This window comes from Phytobacter diazotrophicus, assembly GCF_052061655.1.
Classification (GTDB): Bacteria; Pseudomonadota; Gammaproteobacteria; order Enterobacterales; family Enterobacteriaceae; genus Phytobacter; species Phytobacter diazotrophicus.
Map to the genome: position 1 here is coordinate 1,854,645 of NZ_CM125428.1, position 24,522 is coordinate 1,879,166.

The 24,522-nt window shown below is 52.3% G+C and carries 19 protein-coding genes; 15 read left to right on the top strand and 4 right to left on the bottom strand.

What is annotated here, in order from left to right:
• Window positions 1–180: 180 nt before the first annotated feature.
• Window positions 181–1,269 (bottom strand): fimbrial protein, encoded by a 1,089-nt coding sequence (locus tag ACS0RQ_RS08885; RefSeq protein ID WP_271851003.1) that lies wholly within the window; start codon window positions 1,267–1,269, stop codon window positions 181–183.
• A gap of 604 nt (window positions 1,270–1,873) precedes the next feature.
• The gene (gene yegD, locus ACS0RQ_RS08890) at window positions 1,874–3,226 is read right to left on the bottom strand and encodes a molecular chaperone (protein ID WP_271851002.1); all 1,353 of its coding nucleotides are present in this window, start codon (window positions 3,224–3,226) and stop codon (window positions 1,874–1,876) included.
• Between the two features lie 134 nt (window positions 3,227–3,360).
• On the opposite strand from yegD, the gene alkA reads away from it, so the two are divergent.
• Window positions 3,361–4,209 carry a DNA-3-methyladenine glycosylase 2 gene (alkA, locus tag ACS0RQ_RS08895; protein WP_271851001.1) on the top strand — a complete coding sequence of 283 codons (849 nt, stop codon included), beginning with the start codon at window positions 3,361–3,363 and terminating at the stop codon, window positions 4,207–4,209.
• Here the strand turns inward: alkA and ACS0RQ_RS08900 are convergent.
• On the bottom strand, window positions 4,202–7,534 hold the full coding sequence (locus ACS0RQ_RS08900; RefSeq protein WP_334632427.1) for a diguanylate cyclase: 3,333 nt from the start codon (window positions 7,532–7,534) through the stop codon (window positions 4,202–4,204). The two genes, alkA and ACS0RQ_RS08900, sit on opposite strands and share 8 nt — an antisense overlap.
• A 354-nt stretch (window positions 7,535–7,888) precedes the next feature.
• Between ACS0RQ_RS08900 and udk the strand changes: the two genes are divergently transcribed.
• From udk to asmA, 3 genes are all read left to right on the top strand, one after another.
• Window positions 7,889–8,530: a uridine kinase gene (gene udk, locus ACS0RQ_RS08905; RefSeq protein ID WP_041852052.1), complete on the top strand. Its 642-nt coding sequence runs from the start codon at window positions 7,889–7,891 to the stop codon at window positions 8,528–8,530.
• Between the two features lie 82 nt (window positions 8,531–8,612).
• A complete protein-coding gene (gene dcd, locus ACS0RQ_RS08910) occupies window positions 8,613–9,194 on the top strand; it encodes a dCTP deaminase (protein ID WP_041851979.1) in 582 nt (193 codons plus the stop codon).
• A 25-nt stretch (window positions 9,195–9,219) separates the two neighbouring features.
• On the top strand, window positions 9,220–11,070 hold the full coding sequence (gene asmA / locus ACS0RQ_RS08915) for an outer membrane assembly protein AsmA (RefSeq protein WP_271850999.1): 1,851 nt from the start codon (window positions 9,220–9,222) through the stop codon (window positions 11,068–11,070).
• Between the two features lie 21 nt (window positions 11,071–11,091).
• On the opposite strand, the gene ACS0RQ_RS08920 is transcribed toward asmA, so the two are convergent.
• Window positions 11,092–12,675 (bottom strand): TerC family protein, encoded by a 1,584-nt coding sequence (locus ACS0RQ_RS08920; RefSeq protein WP_271850998.1) that lies wholly within the window; start codon window positions 12,673–12,675, stop codon window positions 11,092–11,094.
• A gap of 695 nt (window positions 12,676–13,370) precedes the next feature.
• On the opposite strand from ACS0RQ_RS08920, the gene ACS0RQ_RS08925 reads away from it, so the two are divergent.
• The 11 genes from ACS0RQ_RS08925 (at window position 13,371) to fcl (ending at window position 24,520) form a co-directional block, all read left to right on the top strand.
• On the top strand, window positions 13,371–14,510 hold the full coding sequence (locus tag ACS0RQ_RS08925) for a polysaccharide export protein (protein WP_271850996.1): 1,140 nt from the start codon (window positions 13,371–13,373) through the stop codon (window positions 14,508–14,510).
• Between the two features lie 6 nt (window positions 14,511–14,516).
• A complete protein-coding gene (gene wzb / locus ACS0RQ_RS08930; RefSeq protein WP_041851975.1) occupies window positions 14,517–14,960 on the top strand; it encodes a low molecular weight protein-tyrosine-phosphatase Wzb in 444 nt (147 codons plus the stop codon).
• Between the two features lie 2 nt (window positions 14,961–14,962).
• Window positions 14,963–17,125: a tyrosine-protein kinase Wzc gene (wzc, locus tag ACS0RQ_RS08935; protein ID WP_271850995.1), complete on the top strand. Its 2,163-nt coding sequence runs from the start codon at window positions 14,963–14,965 to the stop codon at window positions 17,123–17,125.
• A 78-nt stretch (window positions 17,126–17,203) separates the two neighbouring features.
• Window positions 17,204–18,046 (top strand): colanic acid biosynthesis glycosyltransferase WcaA, encoded by an 843-nt coding sequence (gene wcaA, locus ACS0RQ_RS08940; protein ID WP_271850994.1) that lies wholly within the window; start codon window positions 17,204–17,206, stop codon window positions 18,044–18,046.
• Window positions 18,046–18,537 carry a colanic acid biosynthesis acetyltransferase WcaB gene (wcaB, locus tag ACS0RQ_RS08945; RefSeq protein ID WP_079496319.1) on the top strand — a complete coding sequence of 164 codons (492 nt, stop codon included), beginning with the start codon at window positions 18,046–18,048 and terminating at the stop codon, window positions 18,535–18,537. The genes wcaA and wcaB overlap by 1 nt, the downstream gene beginning before the upstream one ends.
• Window positions 18,534–19,751: a colanic acid biosynthesis glycosyltransferase WcaC gene (wcaC, locus tag ACS0RQ_RS08950; RefSeq protein ID WP_271850993.1), complete on the top strand. Its 1,218-nt coding sequence runs from the start codon at window positions 18,534–18,536 to the stop codon at window positions 19,749–19,751. Before wcaB ends, wcaC begins: the two co-directional genes overlap by 4 nt.
• Window positions 19,726–20,946: a colanic acid polymerase WcaD gene (gene wcaD, locus ACS0RQ_RS08955; RefSeq protein WP_041851970.1), complete on the top strand. Its 1,221-nt coding sequence runs from the start codon at window positions 19,726–19,728 to the stop codon at window positions 20,944–20,946. The genes wcaC and wcaD overlap by 26 nt, the downstream gene beginning before the upstream one ends.
• Before the next feature lie 13 nt (window positions 20,947–20,959).
• Window positions 20,960–21,706: a colanic acid biosynthesis glycosyltransferase WcaE gene (gene wcaE / locus ACS0RQ_RS08960; RefSeq protein WP_041851969.1), complete on the top strand. Its 747-nt coding sequence runs from the start codon at window positions 20,960–20,962 to the stop codon at window positions 21,704–21,706.
• Between the two features lie 147 nt (window positions 21,707–21,853).
• Window positions 21,854–22,402 (top strand): colanic acid biosynthesis acetyltransferase WcaF, encoded by a 549-nt coding sequence (wcaF, locus tag ACS0RQ_RS08965; RefSeq protein WP_079496321.1) that lies wholly within the window; start codon window positions 21,854–21,856, stop codon window positions 22,400–22,402.
• A gap of 28 nt (window positions 22,403–22,430) precedes the next feature.
• Entirely contained in the window at window positions 22,431–23,552 is a 1,122-nt protein-coding gene (gene gmd / locus ACS0RQ_RS08970; protein WP_041851967.1) for a GDP-mannose 4,6-dehydratase, read from the top strand.
• Between the two features lie 2 nt (window positions 23,553–23,554).
• On the top strand, window positions 23,555–24,520 hold the full coding sequence (gene fcl, locus ACS0RQ_RS08975) for a GDP-L-fucose synthase (protein WP_041851966.1): 966 nt from the start codon (window positions 23,555–23,557) through the stop codon (window positions 24,518–24,520).
• Window positions 24,521–24,522 lie beyond the last annotated feature (2 nt).

Sequence of the window (24,522 nt, forward strand, 5' to 3'; positions counted from 1 at the left end):
CATCCAGAAACATTGCCTGAAATAATACTAGTTTAGTGAGAGCAGGCGTCAGAAAAATGGAGAGAATATGAAGTACTGTCTGGAAACGTCTTTCTGAGAGTTTAATTTGCGTTAGGGCGTTTTTTCGATGAAAAAAACGGGGAAATGGTGCACCTGGCGTACATGTCGCCAGGTCGCCGATTATTGATAAGTGATGGTGTATTCGAGTCTGCCGTTGGCGACACCGCCTTGTACCTTATTTTGGGTCTGAACGTAGCGCGCATAGAGTGGGATAGCGATCGTAGAAGAACCATCCTGTGGTAGCGGATAGATGAGAGGGTTGTTGAGATCCACTTTGCCGCTTGTACTACGTGTGGTGGAAAGCTGAATGCCAACCCCTGTCGCTTTTTGTGGATGTTCGTCAATTTTCATAATGCCATTTGCCGCGTCTTCGATTCCGCTCAGAACCTTAAGGGTCAGTTCCGCTCTGTTTGGCGCAATAGAGTAGGTGGTGCTGGTCCCATTAAAAGTGGCGCCGCTGTCGCCTGCGCTGCTATTACCGTAAAACTGTGTACAGTTGACCAGAACGATGCTGGCGTCTTTCCATTCTGTTCCCGTTCCGGCCCCGGCAAAATTGCCTTTATAGTGTTTGCCCATTTGCACCGTCATATGTTGGCTTGCAAGTGAGATATCACAGGTAGGAACAGAAATATGGATATTCCCGGTGATCGAGAACTGATAGATATGGAGAAGGTTTCCCTCTTGTCCAAAGTTATAGCTGACGGTCGGCAGATTGTTTCCGGTGATGACGCCTGCGGCGATATTGTCGGCGATTTTAACTAAAGAAAATGAGGATATGGCATTCCAGCCATAACGATATCTGCACAGGTCCGTGTTGCTACAATCCGTATTGTTCTGCGTTGAGGGAAAGTCCTGGCCGGATGCTGAAAATTTAATCCCAATTCCCGGGACCCCCGTTTCGTAAATTTTACTGTTCAAGGTAGAGGCGGGTTTCGGGGTTACCAGATAATCATAATTAAATAAGAATTGCCCGGTGGTATCACACTTAACCATTAATTCCCTGATGTTTTGCAGGTTAATATTTTGCTGATAAATAGTTTGCCCGTTTTGAATGCCGGGGGGGACCGAGAGCGTCAGCGAGACGGGGACGGTGAATTTCTGCGTTCCGGACATCGTGCCGACGCCATAAAAATAACACACTGCTATCGTATTTGAGGAAAAAAGCGACAGACTGACTACAATCATAAAAAAACACGATCGTATTATCATTACTTCTCCTTAAGCGATGATAGCTATGACGATTAAATTCAGCCTTAACAGGCAGGGTATTATTTTTAATGTGAATATATGACCGGGTAGTGATATGAACTGGAATGAAAAGCTTATGGAATTATGCGCTACTATGGGGGCTCGGATAGATATTGTATCGATAAAAATCTGCCTTTGGTTGTAACAATCTCAGAAGCAGGTTGCAATCCGAAAAATGCGACAATGTGATATGCGCTGTGAAAAGGGCAATAAAAACAATGCGGAACGTTTCTTTGCAATTTTATCTGTAGTGCTGGTAGCGATTCATGCACCTTTTGGGGGCTATTATTTCCCCACCTGTGCGGTTTTTATGAAAAAAGGCCAGGTTAGCCTCTTTAGAAAATAATTACTAGCGAGGAGTGAGAGGAGGATGAAATAAGGTGAAAATAATAATGGTTTTTACGGAAATAATAAACAATTTTGAATAATGGAAACGTAATACATCACCGATGTGAAAACTTATTTAAATTTCGACACCGGGCAGGAAAAAACGGAATACCGTGCCAGCATAATACTTATCTGCATTACGCAAAAAGTAATGATGCTGGCAGCGGTGCTACAACCCTTAACGAAATACCACCTGTGCCCAACGGGCCAGACCGGCAGTTACCGAGCCAAAATCATCGCCGCCGGCAATCGGGATCCCCGGCAGCGCCTGTGACAGTGCGCGTTTGATAATCGGTGAGCGCGCGCTACCCCCGGTGAGATAGATCACCTCCGGCGTCGTATCACTGTTTTCCAGCGCCAGTTGCACCTGCTCCAGAATACGCTGCAATGGCTGATTCAGCGCGGCTTCCAGGCCGTCCTGATCGATAGCGGTCGCCAGGTCATTGCTGATAAACGGCAACTGCGCCTGGGTTTGCACCTGTTCGGATAGGGCGATTTTGCTCTCTTCGGCACTGCGCACCAGGCGGTAACTTAAGCGCTGCTTCCACACCTTTTGCAGCAGGGCGACTTTGTCCGCCTCGCGGGCGTCGCGTACCAGGTCGTTGAGCAGGCGTCCGTTTGCCGCGCTGTAGAAATCGGTTTGCGCCGGAACGTCGTTAATTGCGACAGCGTTCCACCAGGGCAGGATCGGCAACGCGATGCCTTTTTCTGTCTGGCCGCCCATGCCGAGCAGCGGCATCAGGTTTTTAAACGCCAGCGCGATGTCCAGGTCGTTACCGCCGACACGGCAGCCACTGTGTCCAAGCAGGCTGGTTTCACGATCCTGACGATTGTGCCACTGTGGCCCCATCAGCAATAACGAACAGTCGGTTGTCCCGCCGCCGATATCCACCACCAGCACGCGCTTTTCTTCGCGCAAAGTGGCTTCAAAATCCAGCCCGGCAGCCACCGGTTCGTACTGGAACACGACATCGCGAAAACCGGCGCGTTTTGCCGCACGTTCAAGGATGCCCTGAGCCTGCGCGTTGGCGTCATCACCACCCAGCCCCTGGAAGTTAATCGGCCGGCCAATCACCGCCTGGTCAATCGTCTGCGGAAGCTGTGATTCTGCCTGCTGGCGAATGTGCAGCATCATGGCGCAGACCAAATCTTCAAACTGCGCGATTTGCTGCGGTTTTAGCCCGCTTGCGCCAAGGAACGATTTCGGCGATTTAACGAAGTAAACCTCTTGCGGATCTTCCACATAGTGACGCAGCGAGTTCAGGCCGAACTGAACGCTTGACGCCTGGACGTCGATATCTTCTTCGCGGTTATAGCTCACGGCACGGCGCAGCAGCGCCTGCGTTTCGTTCCCCGTTGCCGGGACATTGTGGTGACGATAGAGCCACTCACTCACCGCTTCGCGCGTGGGCGCGCAGAGCATCGACGGCAGCAGGGTGCTGTCGTTTTCCATTTTTAAGAGTTGTGGAGTGTCTTCCTGCATAACGGCGACCGAGCAGTTGGCGGTGCCGTAATCAAAACCTACAAACACGTGTTTATCCCCATGCCAGTGAAGAAGGGGGGCGACTTTAGCCGAATGCGCGCGGTAGGACAACTGGAATATCAAAGCAAAGCGCAAAATCATGAATGCGTATATGCTCTTAGCCACTAATGACAGGAGATGGTATGTACACACTGCGCTGGCAACCGCCCTATGACTGGGCATGGATACTGGAATTTTTACGCTTGCGTACGGTTTCTGGCGTCGAAGTGATTACTCAGACTACATACACCCGCTCGTTCGCTCTTGGCGAGCATCGCGGCGTGATGAGCGCCGAGCCGGATGAGGCCACTTCAACCCTTAAAGTTACGCTGAGCGATGGCTTGTTGCCGGTGGCAGATGTCTGTTTGCAGCGGCTAAGTCAGCTCTTTGATCTCGACTGTACGCCACAGATCATTACCGATGCGCTCGGGGATGTGGGGGCCGCGCGGCCAGGCCTGCGCCTTCCTGGCTGCATTGACCCGTTTGAACAGGCCGTCCGTGCGATTCTGGGCCAACTGGTGAGCGTGGCGATGGCGGCAAAGCTGACTTCCCGCGTGGCCGCCCTCTACGGTGACAGGCTGGATGAACAGTTCGTTCTGTTCCCGCAACCCGCGCAACTGGCGCAGGCGGATCCGCTGGCGCTCAAAGCATCAGGCATGCCGGTAAAGCGCGCGGAATCGCTGATCTTTCTCGCGCAATCGGTGCTGGACGGGACGTTTCCCCTGACGATGCCGGATGATGTAGAACGCGGGATGAAAACGCTACAAACCTTTCCGGGAATTGGCCGCTGGACGGCGAACTATTTCGCCCTGCGCGGCTGGCAGGCAAAGGATGTTTTCCTGCCGGATGATTATCTGATTAAGCAGCGTTTTGCCGGAATGACGCCCGCGCAGATTCGCCGCTATGCCGAGCGCTGGCAGCCGTGGCGTTCTTACGCGTTGCTGCACATCTGGTATACCGAGGGCTGGCAGCCACATCTCACCGTTAGTTAATGGCGAAGTAGCTGGTGTTGAGCATCATATCCAGCGGCTGAGGCTGTGAAATGGTGTCGCCGAAGATCAAATCAATGCCAATACCGGAAAGCGTATCCATCATCAGCGGCTGGTTTGTTGGCCCTGCAATGCTCTTAAGGCCCAGACGCTGCGCATGGCCCTGAACAATCGTGACCATCATTTCATCCATCAGGTTACCATGAACATTTGTCACCAGCTCCTGGTCGAGCAAAAGGTAATCGGCGGTGTGCGGCGTAAGATGGTTGAAAATTTCCAGGTCCTGGCCAATGTGGCTCAGGATAATACGGCAGCCCGCATGGCGCAGCTTTTTCAGGTTATCGATAATCTCTTTGCCCTGACGCATAAGGGCGTCGGCATTGATCATCAGGTGCAGCAGTCGACCCGGCATCGGTCCATGTTCGAGCAGGTCCAGTATTTCATCTACCAGTTTGCTGTTGGAAAGCCCGGCAGCCGAGAGTGGTAAAGCGACACCCAACCCTTTCGCCGCAACGGCGGTGGCGTGGTTACGGAAAAACTCATGGAATACGCGGCGGTCAAGGGCGCGGATCAGCTCCGGCTCATTTAACCCTGCGCGGAAGGCCCGCTCCTCCATGACTTCGCCTTCGCTGGTCCACAGGCGCAGAGAGAGTAACCAGAAGTTGCAGGTTTCCGGTACGCGCGGTGAGGCGACGCTGCGGGCAATCATCATCAGGTGATTGTCCTTGATCATGCGCCATTGTTCCTCCAGCGACATCATGCTGCGCTCCTGGAGCATCTGACCTTGCAGCGCTTCATAGACTGTCACAAGGCCGCGGCCGTTATTTTTCGACGCATAGCAGGCAATGTCGGCCTGCGACATGACTTCCGAGGCCTGATGGTTGGTTTCATCAATAATAGTTATCCCCGCGCTGGCGCCGATACGGTGCATCCGGCCTTCCCACATAAAGTGGTAGTCGTTAATCGACTGAATAATGCGCCCGGAAATATACCGCGCGCTCTCGACGTTGCAATCCGGCAACAGCAGGCCAAACTCATCGCCGCCCAGACGGGCCAGAATATCGGTGGAGCGCAGCATACTCAGCATCAGAGAGGAGAGTTCACGCAGCAGGGCGTCGCCAGCAGCATGCCCGGCGGTATCGTTCACTGCTTTAAAACGATCGAGATCGATAAATACCAGCGCATGACGCTGATGTAACTCCTGCACGCTTTTCAGCAGGCGCTTAAGATGCGTTTCGAAATTAACGCGGTTCGCCAGATGGGTCAGGGCATCATGAGAGGCGCTGTAGCTGAGCTGGCGTAACATCTTACGCGACTCGGTGACGTCCTGAATAACCAGGACGAAGCCGATATTTTGCCCGTCCAGGGTGCTCAGTGGCGTCACGCTGTAATGGATATCGTAAGTGCCGCCGGTACGGCAGTGAAGCACCACATCCTGTTCGATAGCAGAGCGGGACATATCGCCGCTATGGATGTTTTCCATCGACGGCCCAGTTTCACCAAAGGTAATTCGCAGCACGTTCAGCAACGGCTGCGACATTGCCTGTTCCTGCGACCAACCGCTCATTTTTTCGGCGACCGGGTTCATAAAAGTGACGTTCATATCGACGTCAGTACAGAGCACGGCCTCACCGATGGAGTCCAGGGTAATATGCAGACGCTCTTTTTCCTGGAACAGCGCTTCGTTGAGTTGCTTCACCTCGGTCATGTCCATATTGACGCCGAGCAGACGTTCCACTTCGCCATTGCGGTTTAGCACCCGGTTGGCGAGAGTGCGGATATGGCGAATACCGTCTTTTACGGCAATACGAAACTCCAGTTTAAAGGCGATCCGCGACATCAAAGAGTCGCGGATAATGCGTTCGGTCTCTTCCCGGTCCTCAGGCAAAATACGTTCATACCAAAGCTGCCAGGTCGGTTTAATGTGCGACGGTACTTCATACAGTTCGAACATACGCTTGTCCCAACTGATGATATCCGGCTCAAGCTCCCACTCCCAGATGCCTATCCCCCCGGCTTCGTTCGCCAGGGTGATACGTTCCATCAACCGTTTATTGACCCACTCAGTTTGTTTCAGATCGTTTATGTCTTCGACCTGGGCGATGAAATAACGCGGAGAGCCGTCCGCGTGACGCACCACCGACACCGCCAGCAGCGCCCAGACCAAATCGCCGCTGCGGGTGTAGTAGCGCTTTTCCAGCGAGTAGGTATTGATTTCGCCGCGAACTAACAGATCCAACTGCTCCAGGTCTTTATTCAGGTCTTCCGGCCAGGTAAGTTGCTGAAAGGTCATCAGCCGCAATTCTTCCTGGGTGTAGCCCAGAAAATTGCACAGGGCTTTGTTGGCCTGTAGCCACTGCCCCTGGAGGCCGACCAGCGCCATGCCGATGGCGGAGTATTCCATCGCATTACGAAAGCGCTCTTCGCTTTCACTTATATGTTTGCGTTCGGCCCGGAAGGCATACATCACCATGGTCATGACGTTAGCGGGCAGAAGAATCATTAAAAACGGCAGCCAGGGCGCGTTCAACATCGCACCGGCTTTGGGTGTGAGAATGCCCACCAGGGGATGAGTTGCCATAATCAGCGACACCATCATCACGGTAATCAGGTAGATAAGAAACGCTTCCATACGCGGCAGACGGATGGCGCTCCACATCAACAGCACGATCACGGCGGTAAACGGCCAGGGTAGCCAGGTCATTGCCAGCCAGCTCAGGCAGAGCGTAACGGCCAGGGTTGCCAGCGTTTCAAGAAGCAACTGCGGCTTGCGGTGGCGCAGCAGGTAGTGCGGTTTAAAGAGAACACCAATCGGCACCAGCGCCAGAGCGCCAATGGCCTCTGAGAGCACCCAGAGCATGAAAGTGCGCATGAGGTTGTCTGTGGGCACCAACAGACAAACTAAAATCCCGCCCAGCAGGGGAGGGATGAGCGCGCTACCGATAGCCAGCCGTATCCAGTCGCTTAGATTCTGTAGCGGGTTATACCAGGGCAGAAATTTGCGTAGAAGCATGGCCCCGGTCACCGCTTCGATAACGTTGATGACCGTATACCAGAGATTGACTGAACTTACCGAAAATAGCTGAATGGTGGCCGCCACACTGCCCAACGAACAGACGACGGCGATGCCCGGCCACATTTTTCCGGCGTGGCGATAAAACGCCACCATCATCAGGGCGGTGGGAAACCACAGCGGTGAGAGGTGAGTGCCGAAGCGGGTCAGTTGCAGCGAGAATAACGAAAAGATGAACGACAATAACCCCAAACTGAGCAGACGCAGTATAAGGTTAGGGGTGGCCATCAAGACTCGCTGATTTTGTTTCATCATTACCGCTTAATCCGCAAACCCTATGTTGTCAGGAACGGCGTCCGGACGAGTTAAATATGAGTTCGGATTATGCTAGTACAAACAATTTACAATTCCTATGCCGTCTGCTCAGAATTTGACATCATAATGTTATTAATTACTTAGTTTCGGGAAAAAAGCCGATAAGCGCTGTTAATTTGAACGTTCTGATTTGCGAAAAGTCGCATTTTGCAAAATAAGCACCGCGCTTTTTTCCCGAAAGGCGTACAGGACGTATTCGACTGGTATCATGGACGCGAAATCCCTATAATTGCCGCGTTTGACGCTCAGGCGTCGTCCTTCCTTTACATCCAGGTTAATCAGGTCGCTAAATTTATGACTGATAAGTCACATCAGTGCGTCATTATCGGCATCGCCGGCGCATCGGCTTCAGGTAAAAGTCTTATTGCCAGCACGCTTTATCGTGAACTGCGTGAGCAGGTGGGTGATGAGCATATCGGCGTTATTCCGGAAGACAGTTACTATAAAGATCAAGGTCATCTGTCGATGGAAGAGCGTGTCAAAACCAACTATGACCATCCAAGCTCCATGGATCATAGTCTGCTGTTCCAGCATCTGCAGATGCTCAAAAGCGGCCAGGCCATTGAATTACCGGTCTATAGTTATGTAGAACATACTCGTACACCGGAAACTATTCACATCGAACCGAAAAAAGTCATCATTCTTGAAGGCATTCTGCTGCTGACCGACGCGCGCCTGCGTGATGAGATGAACTTTTCTATCTTCGTTGATACCCCGCTGGATATCTGCCTGATGCGCCGTATCAAGCGTGACGTGAACGAGCGTGGCCGTTCAATGGATTCGGTGATGGCACAATATCAGAAGACAGTTCGCCCGATGTTCCTGCAGTTTATTGAGCCTTCCAAGCAGTATGCCGATATCATCGTGCCGCGCGGGGGTAAAAACCGCATCGCGATTGATATTCTGAAAGCCAAAATCAGCCAGTTTTTTGAATAATACATGATAGGCTGTACCCTTTAGTTTACTTTGCTTTGCCCCTGAATTGTCAGGGGCGTCATGCACGAAAGGAGAAAGTGCCATGCGTCTTTGCGACCGAGATATTGAAGCCTGGCTGGATCAGGGGCGTCTGTCGATTACCCCGCGTCCCCCCGTTGAGCGCATTAATGGCGCGACTGTCGATGTCCGCCTGGGCAACAAATTTCGTACCTTCCGTGGGCACACTGCTGCGTTCATCGATTTGAGCGGGCCGAAAGACGAAGTGAGTGCGGCGCTCGATCGTGTAATGAGCGATGAAATCGTTCTTCCCGACGGAGAAGCATTTTTCCTGCATCCTGGCGAACTGGCGCTGGCCGTAACCTTTGAATCGGTGACATTGCCGGCCGACCTGGTGGGCTGGCTGGATGGACGCTCTTCACTGGCGCGTCTGGGGCTGATGGTCCACGTCACCGCACACCGCATCGATCCCGGCTGGTCCGGCAGTATCGTGCTGGAGTTCTATAATTCTGGCAAACTGCCGCTGGCATTGCGCCCGGGTATGCTGATTGGTGCGCTGAGCTTTGAACCGCTCTCCGGCCCGGCCGACCGACCGTATAACCGCCGCCAGGACGCCAAGTATCGCGACCAGCAGGGCGCGGTTGCCAGCCGCATCGACAAGGACTGAGTGATTTGTACCCACTGAGGCTGCCATGAGAAGAGTGTTAACCACGCTAATGATTTTACTGGTCGTGCTGGTAGCCGGCCTTTCGGCGTTGGTCGTCATGGTCAACCCAAACGATTTTCGTGACTATATGGTGCGTCAGGTTGAAGCCCGTAGCGGCTACCAGTTGCAACTTGACGGCCCGCTGCGCTGGCATGTCTGGCCGCAACTGAGCATTCTCTCCGGGCGCGTTACCCTGACTGCCCCGGGAGCGGAAGCCCCTGTGGTTAAAGCGGACAATATGCGCCTGGATGTTGGGCTGCTGCCGCTGCTCTCTCATCAGCTTCAGGTGAAGCAGGTCATGCTCAAAGGGGCGGTCATTCAACTGACGCCGCAGACCTATGCGGCACCAGAACATGATGCACCGGTGGCCCCTAAAGAGAACACGCTGCCGCAGGCTGCTGAAGATCGCGGCTGGTCGTGGGATATTGCCCGACTAAAGGTTGCCGACAGCGTGCTGGTTTTCCAGCATGAAAACGACGAACAGATTACCGTGCGCGATATTCGCCTGCAGATGGAACAGGATGCTACGCACCAGGCGACGCTGGACTTTTCGGGGCGCGTGAATCGCGATCAGCGCGATCTCTCGTTATCCCTGAAAGCGCAAGTGGATGCCAGCGACTATCCGACCCACCTCACGGCGGCCATCAGCGATCTGAAATGGCAATTGCAGGGTGGCGATGTCCCGACACAGGGGATTGCGGGCGAGGGGAGCCTCTCCGCGCAGTGGCAGGGCGATCGTCAGCAAATTTCCATTAGCGATCTCCATCTTAGCGCCAACGACAGCGCATTTAGCGGCAAGGGCAGCGTCATTCTTTCCGCAAAACCGCAATGGCTGCTGGATTTACAGTTCGACACGCTGAATCTCGATAACCTGCTTGCGCCGAAAGAGACGGCTTCCACGGATGCTTCGACTGAACAACAGGGGCAGCAAGCGCAGGGGCGTATGCCGCGGCCGGTGATTGCCAATAGCGTTCAGCAGGAATATACCAGCCTGCGTGATTTCACCGCGCAGGTATCGCTTAGCGCCAATAATATTCGTTGGCGCGGAATGCGCTTTGATAACGTCACCGGTCAGTTCTCTAATAATGCCGGTTTGCTCAGCATCTCTACGCTGCAAGGCAAAATGGGCGATGGGGATATTTCTCTGCCCGGTATGCTGGATGTGCGCCGTGATAAGTCACGAGCCGTCTTCCAGCCGCGGCTGGATAACGTTGAGATTGGCAATATTCTTAAAGCGTTCAATTACCCGATTGCCCTCACGGGTAAACTCTCTCTGGCGGGCGATTTTTCGGGTAGCCGGATTGATGCCGATGATTTCCGCCGTCACTGGCAGGGCGATGCCCATGTCGAGATAAAAGACAGCCAGATGGAAGGGCTGAATTTCCAGCAACTGGTCCAGCAGGCCGTTGCCCGTAGCAGCGATGTACAGGCGCAGGAAAATTACGATAACGTGACGCGTCTCGACACCTTCAGCACTGATTTGTCTCTGGACTCGGGCGTCATGACGCTGGCGGATATGCAGGGGCGTTCACCGTTGCTGAGCCTGTCCGGCCAGGGTGAAATGGACCTGGTGAAGGAGCAGTGTGACACCCGCTTTAACATTCGTGTACTCGACGGCTGGAAAGGCGACAGTAAACTGATTGATTACCTGAAATCTACCGACATTCCGCTGAGCGTGTATGGTAAATGGCAGTCATTGAATTACAGCCTGCAGGTCGATCAGATTTTACGTAAGCATTTGCAGGATGAAGCGAAACGCCGACTGAATGAGTGGGCGGATCGCAACAAAGACAGTCAGAACGGTAAAGACCTGAAAAAACTGCTCAATAAACTGTAACGCCGGGAGCCCCGGCGTCAGTCAGACCTGATAATCCAGTTCGTCGCCCGTATTCAGGGCGATGATCTGGACCTTCTGCACGCGGTGGCTTTCCACCTCCAGCGTTTTTACGACATAATCGCCTACCTGAACTTCTTCCCCTGGCGTCGGGATCCGCTGCAGATACTCCATCAGTAGCCCGGCGATCGTGTGATATTCGCGCTTTTCATCCAGCGGCAGCGGGACATATTGCACCAAATCTTCCAGCGGCATATGACCATTCGCGGTCCAGCTACCGTCACTGTTTTTCTGAATGTCGTGGCGGGCATCGATCTCCTCTACTTCATTCGGCAGATTGCCAGCGATAGTCTCCATCACGTCGCTCAGGGTGACCACACCTTCAACCGAACCGAACTCATCGACCACAAACGCAAAATGGGTGCGGGCACTACGAAACTGCTCCAGCGCCTGCAGCAGTGGCAAAGTTTCCGGGAATACCAGCGGCTGGCGGATCAATACGCGCAGATCCAGCGGCTCACCGCGTAGGGACTGTTGCAGTAAATCAATAACATGTACCACGCCCAGCAAATCACTCTCTTCATTACCACCGGTTACTACCATGCGCGTATGCTGGTTTTTCTCCAGCAGATCGCGAATCTCTGCTTCCGGGGCGTTCAAATCAATATGTTCAATATCATGACGGGAGGTCATGATACTGCTAACGGTACGCTGATTGAGGTTAAGCACCCGACCAATCATCCGCCGCTCTTGCGGGTTAAAAAGCTGGCTACTGTCATGGTCGACCAGCAGTGAAGAGGTTTCAGCATCAAGCTCCGCATCTTCTTTTTTGCCGCTCAGCAGGCGCAAGACGGCTTCTGTTGTGCGCTGGCGTAAGGTCTGGTTGGCTGAGAGAAACCGACGACGGTTGAAGATAGCAAGCTGATTAAGCGCTTCAATCATGACCGAGAAGCCTATCGCGGCATACAGATAGCCTTTCGGGATATGGAAACCAAAGCCTTCGGCGACAAGGCTAAAGCCAATCATCAGCAGGAAGCTCAGACAAAGAATGACAATCGTCGGGTGGCTGTTCACAAAACGCGTCAGCGCTTTGCTGGCAAGCAGCATCAGCGAGATGGCGACAATCACGGCGGCCATCATGACAGCCAGATGATCGACCATCCCGACTGCGGTAATCACCGAGTCGAGAGAGAAAACGGCATCCAGGACGACGATTTGCGCTACCACAGCCCAAAACTTCGCCCCGCGTCGTTGCGTGGGGTTATCGCTATCTTTACCTTCCAGACGTTCGTTAAGTTCCACGGTGGCCTTGAAGAGCAGAAACAGGCCGCCGAACAGCATAATGAGGTCGCGTGTGCTGAAACTGAGGTCGCGGAAGGAAAAAAGAGGATTGGTGAGCGTAACCAGCCAGGAGATAGACGCAAGCAGTAGCAGGCGCATGACCATCGCCAGGAGCAGCCCTGTAACACGGGCACGGTCGCGTTGCGCCGGTGGGAGTTTTTCCGCAAGTATCGCGATAAAAACCAGGTTATCAATGCCAAGCACGAGTTCGATCACAATCAGCGTAATCAGACCGGCCCAGATTGATGGATCGGCAATCCATTCCATCGTATGTGTAACACCTTATCAATTCTAACAATTGTCGTTATCTGATCATGGATAAAGCCCATCTAAATTGCAATGCCAGTATGCGATTTATCTTATTTGTGATTGCGGGAGGGAATATATTAAAAATCTATTTCCTTATTAATATTGGGATTATTTGCGCCAGCAGATGAAAATACTTTTTCGGATATTTCGCATACGTAAATGCAGGTAAGGATTTTGTCAATATCAATAAAATCCTAAAAACCTAAATATTTGCTCTTAATATTATTCTTAAAAATATGTTTAGGGCGGGATGTTGCCTTGCCTGTAATTCGCTTAGCTGCAACAATTCCTCCAGCATGTTTCAAATATACCTGTGAAGTTATTTTTAATGCAGCTAAACAGCGTAAATCCTTATGACTGCCGTATTTAAGGCATCCAGGAATATTCTCTATCAGGTTCGGGGTACAAAAGGGTGTTTTCAATAACTTACTGTTTAAACAGTGGATTGGTAGCTGAAAGCCAAGGGCGGTAGCCTGCCTGACAGCATGTCAAAAAGTCTGGATTATTCTGTCAATAGCATGTGGTTGAATAAGCGATTTTTAGGACTGATACCAGTTATATTAAGTTCCGATTAACTGCATTCTGATTCCGTTATGACCAGTCGCTTATTTAAATACACAGGATAATTACTCTGCAAAAGTGATAATTAATCAATGATGAAATCCAAAACGAAATTGATACCATTATTGGTGTCCATGAGCTTGATGAGTGGCTGCACAGTTTTTCCCGGTAGCAATATGTCAACATCGGGAAAAGATGTGATTAAACAACAAGACGCCGATTTTGATTTAGACCGCATGGTGAATGTTTATCCATTGACGCCACGTCTGGTTGAACAATTACGTCCGCGACCGAATGTCGCCCAGCCGAATATGTCGCTGGATCAGGAAATCTCTAACTATCAATATCGCGTTGGCCCAGGGGATGTGCTTAGCGTTACCGTCTGGGACCACCCTGAACTGACCACACCGGCAGGCCAGTACCGCAGTTCAAGCGACACCGGTAACTGGGTACAGCCCGATGGCACCATGTTCTATCCCTATATTGGCAAAGTTCATGTTGTGGGGAAAACCCTTGGCGAAATCCGCAGTGATATTACCGGCCGCTTAGCGACGTACATCGCTGACCCGCAGGTGGACGTTAATATCGCCGCCTTCCGTTCGCAGAAAGCCTATGTCTCCGGGCAGGTCAACAAATCAGGCCAGCAGGCCATCACCAACGTTCCGCTGACGGTTCTGGATGCGATTAACGCCGCGGGCGGACTGACCGATGCCGCCGACTGGCGCAATGTGGTGCTGACACATAACGGCAAAGAACAACGTATCTCCCTGCAGGCGCTGATGCAGAACGGCGATTTGAGCCAAAACCGTCTGCTCTATCCGGGCGACATCCTTTTCGTACCGCGTAATGACGATCTGAAAGTCTTCGTAATGGGTGAAGTTAAAAAACAGAGCACCCTCAAAATGGACTTCAGCGGTATGACGCTGACCGAAGCGCTGGGTCAGGCCGAAGGCATCGATCTGACAACTTCCAACGCCAGCGGCATCTTCGTTATTCGTCCGCTGAAAGGCGAGAACGGTCGCGGCGGCAAGATTGCCAACATCTATCAGCTTGATATGTCCGATGCGACATCGCTGGTGATGGCAACTGAATTCCGCCTCCAGCCGTATGACGTGGTGTATGTGACGACCGCACCGGTTGCTCGCTGGAACCGTCTCATCAATCAGTTGCTGCCAACCATCAGTGGCGTTCGCTACATGACGGATACGGCGCGCGACATTCACACCTGGTGATAGGCGATGTTTAACAAAATTCTGGTGGTGTGTGTGGGGAACATTTGCCGTTCCCCCACGGCGGAGCGGCTGTTGAAAAAGTATCAGCCCGCATTAACGGTGGAGTCAGCCGGTCTCGGGGCGCTGGTAGGTAAAAGCGCGGATGCGGAAGCAACGCGCGTGGCAGAGAAAAACAATCTGTCCCTTGAAGGGCATTGCGCCCGGCAGATTTCCGGAAAAATGTGCCGTGATTTCGACCTGATTCTGGTCATGGAAAAACGGCATATCGCCGCACTGTGCGAAATCGCGCCGGAAATGCGCGGCAAAGTGATGCTGTTTGGTCACTGGGACGATGAACGTGAAATTCCCGATCCGTATCGCAAAAGCCGCGACGCCTTTGAGGCTGTTTACACCTTACTTGACCAGTCTGCCCGCCAGTGGGCGCAGGCACTGAACGCTCAGCAGGGATAACAATGACAGAGAAAACACACCATTCCGCCGCGCCGTCGGTGGGAAATGATGAAATCGATGTAGGGCGATTAATCGGTACAGTCGTCGAGGCACGCTGGTGGGTGCTGGGGATCACCGGCTTATTTGCCGCGGCTGCTATCGTTTACTGCCTGTTTGCCACGCCCATCTACAGTGCGGATGCGCTGGTACAGATTGAGCAGAATGCCGGCAATTCGCTGGTGCAGGATATCGGTTCAGCGCTGACGAACAAGCCGCCCGCATCAGAAGCGGAAATTCAGTTGATTCAGTCCAGGCTGGTGCTGGGTAAAACCGTCGATGATTTAAATCTGGATATCGCCGTAACCAAAAACACCTTTCCGGTTTTTGGCGCGGGCTGGGACAGGCTGATGGGTCGGCAAAATGACACGGTTAAAGTCACGACATTCACGCTCCCCAAGGGCATGAATGATCAGGTCTTTACCCTCACGGTGCTGGGGCCGAAACAGTACTCCCTGACAAGCGACGGTGGTTTCAACGCCCGTGGTGAAGTAGGGCAACCGTTAAGTAAGGACGGTGTGACCATGCTGGTAAGCGCCATTCAGGCGGCGAACGACAGCGAATTCACCGTGACCAAATTCTCGACACTCGGGATGATCAATAATCTGCAAAACAACCTGAGCGTGACCGAGAACGGCAAAGATACCGGTGTGCTCAGCCTTACCTACATCGGAGAAGATCGCGATCAGATCCGCGATATTCTGAACAGTATTACCCGCAACTACCTGCAACAGAACGTTGAGCGTAAATCCGAAGAGGCGGCGAAAAGCCTGGAGTTCCTCAATAAACAACTGCCGGAAGTGCGCGCCAAACTGGACGTGGCCGAAAACAAACTCAACACCTATCGTCAGCAGCAAGACTCTGTCGACCTGCCGCTGGAAGCGAAATCGGTGCTCGACTCGATGGTTAACATCGATGCGCAGCTTAATGAACTGACCTTTAAAGAGGCGGAGATTTCCAAGCTGTACACCAAAGCGCACCCGGCTTACCGCACATTGCTGGAAAAACGCAAAGCGCTGGAAGATGAAAAGGCCAAACTCAACACCCGCGTGACGGCAATGCCAAAAACGCAGCAGGAGATTGTCCGCCTGACGCGTGATGTGGAATCCGGCCAGCAGGTTTATATGCAGTTGCTGAACAAACAGCAAGAGCTGCGTATTACCGAGGCCAGTACTGTAGGGGATGTGCGCATTGTCGATGCCGCCATTACTCAGCCGGGCGTACTGAAACCGAAAAAAGCGCTGATCATTCTTGGCAGTATCATCCTTGGGTTGATTCTCTCCGTTGTGGTGGTTCTGCTGCGCTCACTCTTTAATCGTGGTATCGAAAGCCCGCAGGCGCTGGAAGAGCAGGGGATCAGTGTTTACGCCAGCATCCCTCTGTCGGAGTGGCAAAAAGCGCGTGATACGGTCAAAACCGTCAAGGGCAACAAGCGTTACAAACAGCGCCAGTTGCTGGCGGTGGGTAACCCGGCGGATCTGGCGATTGAAGCGGTACGCAGCCTGCGCACCAGCCTCCATTTCGCCATGATGCAGGCACCCAATAACGTCCTGATGATGACCGGGGTCAGCCCGTCGATTGGTAAAACGTTTGTCTGCGCCAACCTGGCGGCGGTCATTAGCCAGACCAACAAACGTGTGCTGATGATCGACTGTGATATGCGTAAAGGCTATACCCATGAACTGCTCGGTACCGACAACGTTAACGGTCTGTCGGACATTCTGGTAGGCAAGGGCAATATTGAAAGCTGCGCCAAAAAGACCTCCATCGCCAACTTTGACCTGGTGCCGCGTGGGCAGATCCCGCCAAACCCGTCCGAACTCTTAATGAGCGAACGTTTCACGCAGTTGCTCGACTGGGCGAGTAAACATTATGACCTGGTGCTGATTGATACACCGCCAATCCTTGCGGTGACAGATGCCGCGATTGTGGGTCGCCACGCGGGCACCACGCTGATGGTCGCGCGTTACGCGGTGAACACGGTGAAAGAGGTCCAGACCAGCCTGAGCCGCTTTGAGCAAAACGGTATTCAGGTCAAAGGCGTCATCCTGAACTCCATTTTCCGCCGCGCTACTGGCTATCAGGATTACGGCTATTACGAATACGAATACAAGTCTGATAGCAAATAATATTTTCCCCTCACCCTAACTCTCTTCCTCAAGGGAGAGGGCCGGGGTGAAGGGAATATTGATCAATCGGGGAAGAAAATGACCACAGAACGTCCGTTAATCTCGATTTATATGCCAACGTGGAACCGCCAACAATTGGCGATCCGCGCCATCAAATCGGTGCTGCGTCAGGATTACACCCACTGGGAAATGATCATTGTTGACGACTGCTCGACGGCCTTTGAGCAACTCCAGAGTTATGTGGCCGAACTGAATGATCCACGCGTGACCTATACCCGCAACGCTTTTAATTCCGGCGCCTGTGCGGTACGCAACCAGGCGATCATGCAGGCGACAGGCCAGTTTATTACTGGCATTGATGATGATGATGAATGGACGCCGGACCGCCTGTCGGTTTTTCTGGAACATAAACACCATCTGGCAACGCGGGCTTTTCTTTATGCCAATGACTATGTCTGCCAGGGCGAAGTTTATTCACAACCGGCCAGTTTACCGCTTTACCCAAAATCGCCGTTTTCCCGCAAGCTGTTCTACAAGCGCAACATTGTGGGCAACCAGGTGTTTAGCTGGTCATGGCGCTTCAAAGAGTGTCTGTTCGATACAAAACTGAAAGCGGCACAGGACTACGACATCTTTTTACGCATGGTAGAGCAGTACGGCGAACCGTGGAAAATTGAAAAAGCGACGCAAATTCTGCACATCAATCACGGTGAAATGCAGATTACCTCGTCGCCGAAAAAATTCTCCGGCTACTTCCATTTCTACCGGAAACACAAAGCCAAGTTTGACCGCGCCAGCAAGAAATATCAGCTCTTTACGCTGTACCAGATCCGCAACAAGCGTATGAACTGGCGCACGCTGCTGACCCTTTTCTCCGTGCGTAATGGCAAGCGTCTGGCTGATGGTCTGCGAGGGAAATGATGCGACTGGAAGATTTTCGCGCTAATCAATGGAGTTTGCGCCCGTGCTGCATGGTCGCGGCCTATCGCGTCGCCCATTTTTGCTCAGTGTGGCGTAAGAAAAATGTGCTCAACAACCTGTGGGCTGCCCCCGTGCTGTTGGTTTACCGCTTTATGACGGAATGCCTGTTTGGCTATGAGATCCAGGCGGCTGCGACGATTGGCCGTCGTTTCACTATTCATCATGGTTATGCCGTCGTGATCAATAAGCACGTGGTCGCGGGTGATGATTTCACCATCCGCCATGGCGTGACCATCGGCAATCGTGGCGCAGACAATCTGGCCTGTCCGGTCATTGGCAACAACGTTGAACTCGGGGCCAATGTCGTCCTGCTGGGTGATATCACCATTGGCAATAACGTCGTGGTTGGCGCAGGCAGCGTCGTGCTCGACAGCGTGCCGGATAATGCGCTGGTGGTGGGTGAAAAAGCGCGGGTGAAGACAATAAAATGAACATATTACAATTTAACGTTCGCCTCGCCGAAGGCGGCGCGGCGGGTGTCGCGCTGGATTTACACCAGCGGGCATTGCAGCAAGGCATGCAATCACGGTTCGTCTATGGTTACGGTAAAGGCGGCAAGAAAAGTGTCAGCCATGACCAGTATCCCAACGTGTTTAAACAGACTCCACGTCTGACATCGATAGCAAACCTGGCGCTGTTTCGCCTGTTTAACCGCGATGTATTTGGCAATCTCAATAATCTCTATCGCAGCGTCAGCCGCACCAAAGGCCCGGTGGTGCTGCATTTTCACGTGATGCACAGCTACTGGCTGAACCTGAACGAGGTGGTGGCATTCTGCCAGAAACTGAAAGCGCATAAGCCTGACGTGACCTTTGTATGGACGCTGCACGATCACTGGAGTGTCACCGGGCGTTGTGCGTTCACGGACGGCTGTGAAGGCTGGAAACAGGGATGCAAAAAATGCCCGACGCTGGCGAACTATCCACCGGTAAAAGTGGATCGAGCGCATCAACTGGTGGGTGAGAAGCGCCGATTATTTAACGAGATGATGGCTCTCGGCTGCCAGTTTATATCCCCCAGCCAGCACGTGGCGGAGGCATTCAACAGTCTGTACGGTGCGGGGCGTTGCCGCATTATCAATAATGGTATTGATGTGGCGACCGAAGCCATTCTGGCGGAGTTATCTCCGGTTACTGTCACCCAGGGGCGCCCGAAAATCGCCGTGGTGGCGCACGACCTGCGCTATGACGGCAAGACCAATCAACAACTTGTCCGTGACGTGATGGCGCTGGGTGAACAGGTTGAGCTGCATACCTTTGGCAAGTTTTCTCCCTTCGAGGGACCGAACGTGGTGAACCACGGCTTTCTGACAGATAAACGTCAGTTAATGAGCGAACTCAACCAGATGGATGCGCTGCTCTTTACCTCGCGCGTGGATAACTACCCGCTCATTTTGTGTGAAGCGCTCTCCATTGGTGTGCCGGTGATTGCCACGCATAGTGATGCAGCGCGTGAGGTTCTGGAGAAGTCCGGCGGCAAGACCTTTAGCGACGTGGAGATAGTGCCGCTGGTGCAGCGTCACAAAGCCGACATCGCGCAGGCCGTATTCGGCACATCGCTGGACGCGTTTCGGGCGCGTAGTCGCCGTGCATACAGTGGGCAACAGATGCTGGAGGAATATGTCTCATTCTATCAGGGTCTGTAGTTATCTCCTGCTGCCGCTGATTTACCTGCTGGTTAACGTGAAGATTTTCCAGCTTGGCGAAAGCTTTCCGATAACCATTGTGACGTTCTTACCGCTGTTACTGCTGCTCTATGTGGATAAACTCAACCTGAAAAAGTTGATGATTGCCCTGGGTACCGGTGCAGGATTAACACTGTTTAACTACATTTTTGGCCAGTCGCTTAACGCCAGTAAGTATGTCACCTCAACGATGCTGTTTGTTTATATCGTGATCATCATCGGTATGGTGTGGAGCATCCGCTTCAAAACTGTTTCGCCGCATAACTACCGCAAAATACTCCGCTTCTTCTACGTGGTGGTTGCGTTGGTCGTGATGCTGGCAGCGGCGGAAATGGCGCAAATTATTCTCTCCGGCGGCAGCAGCCTGATGGAGATAATTTCGAAATATCTGATTTACAGTAACAGCTATGTACTGAATTTTATCAAATTTGGTGGTAAGCGAACCACGGCACTCTATTTCGAACCGGCATTCTTCGCTCTGGCATTAATCTCAATTTGGCTCAGCATCAAACAGTTTGGTATCAAAACGCCGAAGACAGATGCTATGATTCTGACAGGGATAGTTCTTTCGGGATCGTTTTCAGGGGTAATGACATTTATCCTTTTTTATCTACTGGAATGGGCATTTCAGTATTTAAACAAGGAAGCGATACGCAAGAAATTACCGTTGGCCATTATTTCACTGGCGGTATTTGTTGTCGGGGTGGTGTTCGCCTTTCCTTATATTGCGGAACGTCTCGGTGATTTAGGAACAGAAGGCTCCTCCTCTTATTATCGCATTATCGGACCGCTGGCGATGGTGGGATATTCCCTGGCCAACATTGATGGTGTGGTAAGATTCGGCTCACTTTACGAATATGTCGCATCATTCGGAATCTTTAACGGTGCAGATGTCGGTAAAACCATAGACAATGGCTTGTATCTGTTAATTATCTATTTTTCATGGTTTGCCGTATTACTGACCGGTTGGTATTTGTTCAAAGTAGCAAGAATGACTGTCAATGCGTTTGGTAATAATCAGAATTTTCGTGTTCAGCTTTATCTGTTCGCTCCGATATCGTGGTTTTTTACGGGGTCGATTTTTAGTCCTGAATACGCATTTTTAATTGTTTGCCCGTTTATTTTCCGCAAGGCGTTAAATATTTCGAGCATATGACGAGGTGGGTCACATGTTACTAAGCGTTATTACCGTTGCGTTTCGTAATTATGAAGGCGTGATGAAAACCTGGGAATCGCTGGCCCATCTGGCACAGGCGCAGGATATCGCATTTGAGTGGATTGTTGTGGATGGCGGCTCTGCCGACGGTACCGCAGAGTTTCTGAAAAACCTTAACGGCCAGTACCACTTACGTTACGTCAGCGAGAAAGATAATGGTATCTATGATGCAATGAATAAAGGCATCAGCATGGCGAATGGTCGCTTCGCGCTGTTCCTCAACTCAGGTGATATTCTGCATCCGGAAAGCGTCGATGTTATCCGCCAGTTGGCCGAAAAACGTGACAATGCCATGTACATTGGTGATGCATTATTAGATTTCGGCGATGGCACAAAAATACGCCGTAGCGCGAAACGCGGTTGGTATATTTATCATAGCCTGCCCGCCAGTCATCAGGCCATATTCTTCCCGATGAGTGGCCTGAAAACCTACCCCTACGATTTACAATATAAAGTCTCTTCCGATTACGCGCTGGCAGCCAGAATGTTTAAGGCAGGCTTTCGCTTTAAACGCCTGCACGGTCTGGTATCCGAATTTTCAATGGGTGGCGTCTCTACGTCGAATAACCTTGAATTATGTCGGGATGCTCGCAACGTCCAACGAAAAATATTACACGTGCCGGGTTTCTGGGCGGAATTGTCGTACCTGTTACGTCTGCGTACGACTGGCAAAGCGAAAGCCTTATATAACAAAGCATAATGTGAATGCCCTGAATAATTTGAATCGCGGGAAGACGGAAAGTCAGAGAATTCCGATGAGCTTACGTGTGTAAGTGATTCGGATGAACGCATGCAGTTAACGCACCGGCGGTTTGAAGAATAACGGGTACACGTATAAGGAAACACGATGCAAGACTTACAAGGATTCTCCGTGCCGAAAGGCTTTCGGGGCGGGAATGCTATTAAGGTTCAATTGTGGTGGGCGGTGCAGTCAACATTATTTGCCTGGTCGCCACAAATTATGTATCGCTGGCGTGCCTTTCTGTTGCGTTTATTCGGTGCAAAAATCGGAAAAAACGTAGTGATTCGTCCGTCGGTGAAAATAACGTATCCATGGAAATTAACGCTGGGTGATTATAGCTGGGTTGGCGATGACGCTGTGTTATATACCCTGGGCGATATCTCAATTGGCGCTAATTCTGTGATTTCGCAGAAATGTTATTTGTGTACCGGCAGTCACGATTTTATGAGCGCGCATTTTGATATTACCGCGTCGCCTATCGTGATTGGCGATAAATGCTGGCTGGCAACGGATGTCTTTGTTGCTCCCGGCGTGCGTATTGGTGACGGAACGGTTGTCGGTGCGCGCAGCAGTGTTTTTAAGACGCTTCCGGCAAATGCAGTTTGCCGTGGCAACCCCGCAGTGGTAACGCGCGAACGCGTAAAAACTGAATAACTTCTGATAAGTAATAGAGGAATAAAATATGTCTAAAGTCGCTCTCATCACCGGCGTTACCGGGCAAGATGGCTCTTATCTGGCAGAACTGCTTCTGGAAAAGGGTTATGAAGTTCATGGCATTAAGCGTCGTGCCTCTTCATTCAACACTGAGCGTGTGGACCATATTTATCAGGATCCGCACACCAGTAACCCGAAATTCCACCTTCACTACGGTGATCTGACGGATACCTCTAACCTGACCCGTATTCTGCAGGAAGTGCAGCCGGATGAGGTTTATAACCTTGGGGCGATGAGCCACGTAGCGGTCTCCTTTGAATCGCCGGAATATACCGCAGATGTGGATGCGATGGGGACATTGCGTCTGCTGGAAGCCATTCGCTTCCTGGGACTTGAAAAGAAAACGCGCTTCTACCAGGCCTCTACCTCTGAGCTGTATGGTCTGGTCCAGGAGATCCCGCAGAAAGAGACCACGCCGTTCTACCCACGCTCTCCGTATGCGGTGGCAAAACTGTATGCCTACTGGATCACCGTTAACTACCGTGAATCCTATGGCATGTACGCGTGCAACGGCATTCTGTTTAACCACGAGTCCCCGCGCCGTGGTGAGACCTTCGTCACCCGCAAAATTACCCGTGCCATTGCCAACATCGCCCAGGGCCTCGAATCTTGCCTGTACCTTGGCAACATGGACTCCCTGCGTGACTGGGGTCATGCGAAAGATTACGTGAAAATGCAGTGGATGATGCTGCAACAGGACCATCCGGAAGACTTCGTTATCGCCACCGGCGTGCAGTATTCCGTGCGTCAGTTTGTGGAAATGGCGGCGGCGCAACTGGGTATCAAACTGCGCTTCGAAGGCAAAGGCGTGGAAGAGAAGGGGATTGTGGTCTCCGTCACCGGCCATGACGCGCCTGGCGTGAAACCGGGTGATGTGATTGTTGCCGTTGACCCGCGTTACTTCCGTCCGGCGGAAGTGGAAACCCTGCTCGGCGACCCGACCAAAGCACACGAAAAACTGGGCTGGAAACCGGAAACCACGCTGCAGGAGATGGTCTCTGAGATGGTTGCCAAAGATCTTGAAGCGGCGAAAAAACATTCGCTGTTAAAAGCTCACGGTTACGAGGTTGCCATCGCGCTGGAGTCCTGAGAATGACGAAACAACGTATCTTTGTCGCGGGTCACCGCGGCATGGTCGGATCGGCCATTGTAAGACTGCTGTCGCAGCGCGAAGACGTGGAGCTGGTGCTGCGTAGCCGTGACGAACTGAACCTGCTGGATTCTGCACAGGTGCAGGCGTTCTTTGCCAGCGAACGTATCGACCAGGTCTACCTGGCGGCGGCGAAAGTAGGTGGTATTGTCGCCAATAACACCTACCCGGCAGATTTTATCTACGAGAACATGATGATGGAGTGCAACATCATTCACGCGGCGCATTCGCATGACGTGAACAAGCTGTTGTTCCTCGGTTCATCCTGTATTTACCCGAAGCTTGCGCACCAGCCGATGGCTGAAAGTGAACTGCTGCAGGGGACGCTTGAGGCGACGAACGAACCGTATGCGATTGCCAAAATTGCCGGTATCAAACTGTGCGAGTCCTACAACCGCCAGTACAACCGCGATTATCGCTCGGTAATGCCGACCAACCTGTACGGGCCGAATGACAACTTCCACCCAAGCAACTCCCACGTGATCCCGGCGTTGCTCCGTCGCTTCCATGAAGCCACGCTCAGCAACGCGCCTGACGTGGTGGTATGGGGCAGCGGCACGCCGATGCGTGAGTTCCTCCATGTGGACGACATGGCGGCGGCCAGCATTCATGTGATGGAGCTGGACCGGGAAGTGTGGCAGGAGAATACCGAACCGATGCTGTCGCACATTAATGTCGGTACCGGTGTGGACTGCACGATCCGTGAGCTGGCGCAAACGCTCGCCCAGGTCGTGGGCTATAAAGGCCGGGTGGTCTTTGATGCCACCAAGCCGGATGGTACGCCACGCAAACTGCTGGATGTGTCCCGCCTGCACGCGCTTGGCTGGTATCACGAGATCTCGCTGGAGCAGGGGCTGGCAAGCACCTACCAGTGGTTCCTCGAAAATCAGCAACGGTTCAGGGGGTAAGC

What these genes read in the sequence shown, in the direction of transcription:
- wcaE (WP_041851969.1), top strand. Translation starts at nt 20,960, where the DNA reads ATGTTACTAAGCGTTATTACCGTTGCGTTTCGTAATTATGAAGGCGTG.
- wcaF (WP_079496321.1), top strand. Translation starts at nt 21,854, where the DNA reads ATGCAAGACTTACAAGGATTCTCCGTGCCGAAAGGCTTTCGGGGCGGG.
- ACS0RQ_RS08885 (WP_271851003.1), bottom strand. Translation starts at nt 1,269, where the DNA reads ATGATAATACGATCGTGTTTTTTTATGATTGTAGTCAGTCTGTCGCTT.
- udk (WP_041852052.1), top strand. Translation starts at nt 7,889, where the DNA reads ATGACTGATAAGTCACATCAGTGCGTCATTATCGGCATCGCCGGCGCA.
- wzc (WP_271850995.1), top strand. Translation starts at nt 14,963, where the DNA reads ATGACAGAGAAAACACACCATTCCGCCGCGCCGTCGGTGGGAAATGAT.
- wcaB (WP_079496319.1), top strand. Translation starts at nt 18,046, where the DNA reads ATGCGACTGGAAGATTTTCGCGCTAATCAATGGAGTTTGCGCCCGTGC.
- wcaA (WP_271850994.1), top strand. Translation starts at nt 17,204, where the DNA reads ATGACCACAGAACGTCCGTTAATCTCGATTTATATGCCAACGTGGAAC.
- fcl (WP_041851966.1), top strand. Translation starts at nt 23,555, where the DNA reads ATGACGAAACAACGTATCTTTGTCGCGGGTCACCGCGGCATGGTCGGA.
- wcaC (WP_271850993.1), top strand. Translation starts at nt 18,534, where the DNA reads ATGAACATATTACAATTTAACGTTCGCCTCGCCGAAGGCGGCGCGGCG.
- alkA (WP_271851001.1), top strand. Translation starts at nt 3,361, where the DNA reads ATGTACACACTGCGCTGGCAACCGCCCTATGACTGGGCATGGATACTG.
- gmd (WP_041851967.1), top strand. Translation starts at nt 22,431, where the DNA reads ATGTCTAAAGTCGCTCTCATCACCGGCGTTACCGGGCAAGATGGCTCT.
- ACS0RQ_RS08925 (WP_271850996.1), top strand. Translation starts at nt 13,371, where the DNA reads ATGATGAAATCCAAAACGAAATTGATACCATTATTGGTGTCCATGAGC.
- wzb (WP_041851975.1), top strand. Translation starts at nt 14,517, where the DNA reads ATGTTTAACAAAATTCTGGTGGTGTGTGTGGGGAACATTTGCCGTTCC.
- ACS0RQ_RS08900 (WP_334632427.1), bottom strand. Translation starts at nt 7,534, where the DNA reads ATGATGAAACAAAATCAGCGAGTCTTGATGGCCACCCCTAACCTTATA.
- wcaD (WP_041851970.1), top strand. Translation starts at nt 19,726, where the DNA reads ATGTCTCATTCTATCAGGGTCTGTAGTTATCTCCTGCTGCCGCTGATT.
- ACS0RQ_RS08920 (WP_271850998.1), bottom strand. Translation starts at nt 12,675, where the DNA reads ATGGAATGGATTGCCGATCCATCAATCTGGGCCGGTCTGATTACGCTG.
- dcd (WP_041851979.1), top strand. Translation starts at nt 8,613, where the DNA reads ATGCGTCTTTGCGACCGAGATATTGAAGCCTGGCTGGATCAGGGGCGT.
- asmA (WP_271850999.1), top strand. Translation starts at nt 9,220, where the DNA reads ATGAGAAGAGTGTTAACCACGCTAATGATTTTACTGGTCGTGCTGGTA.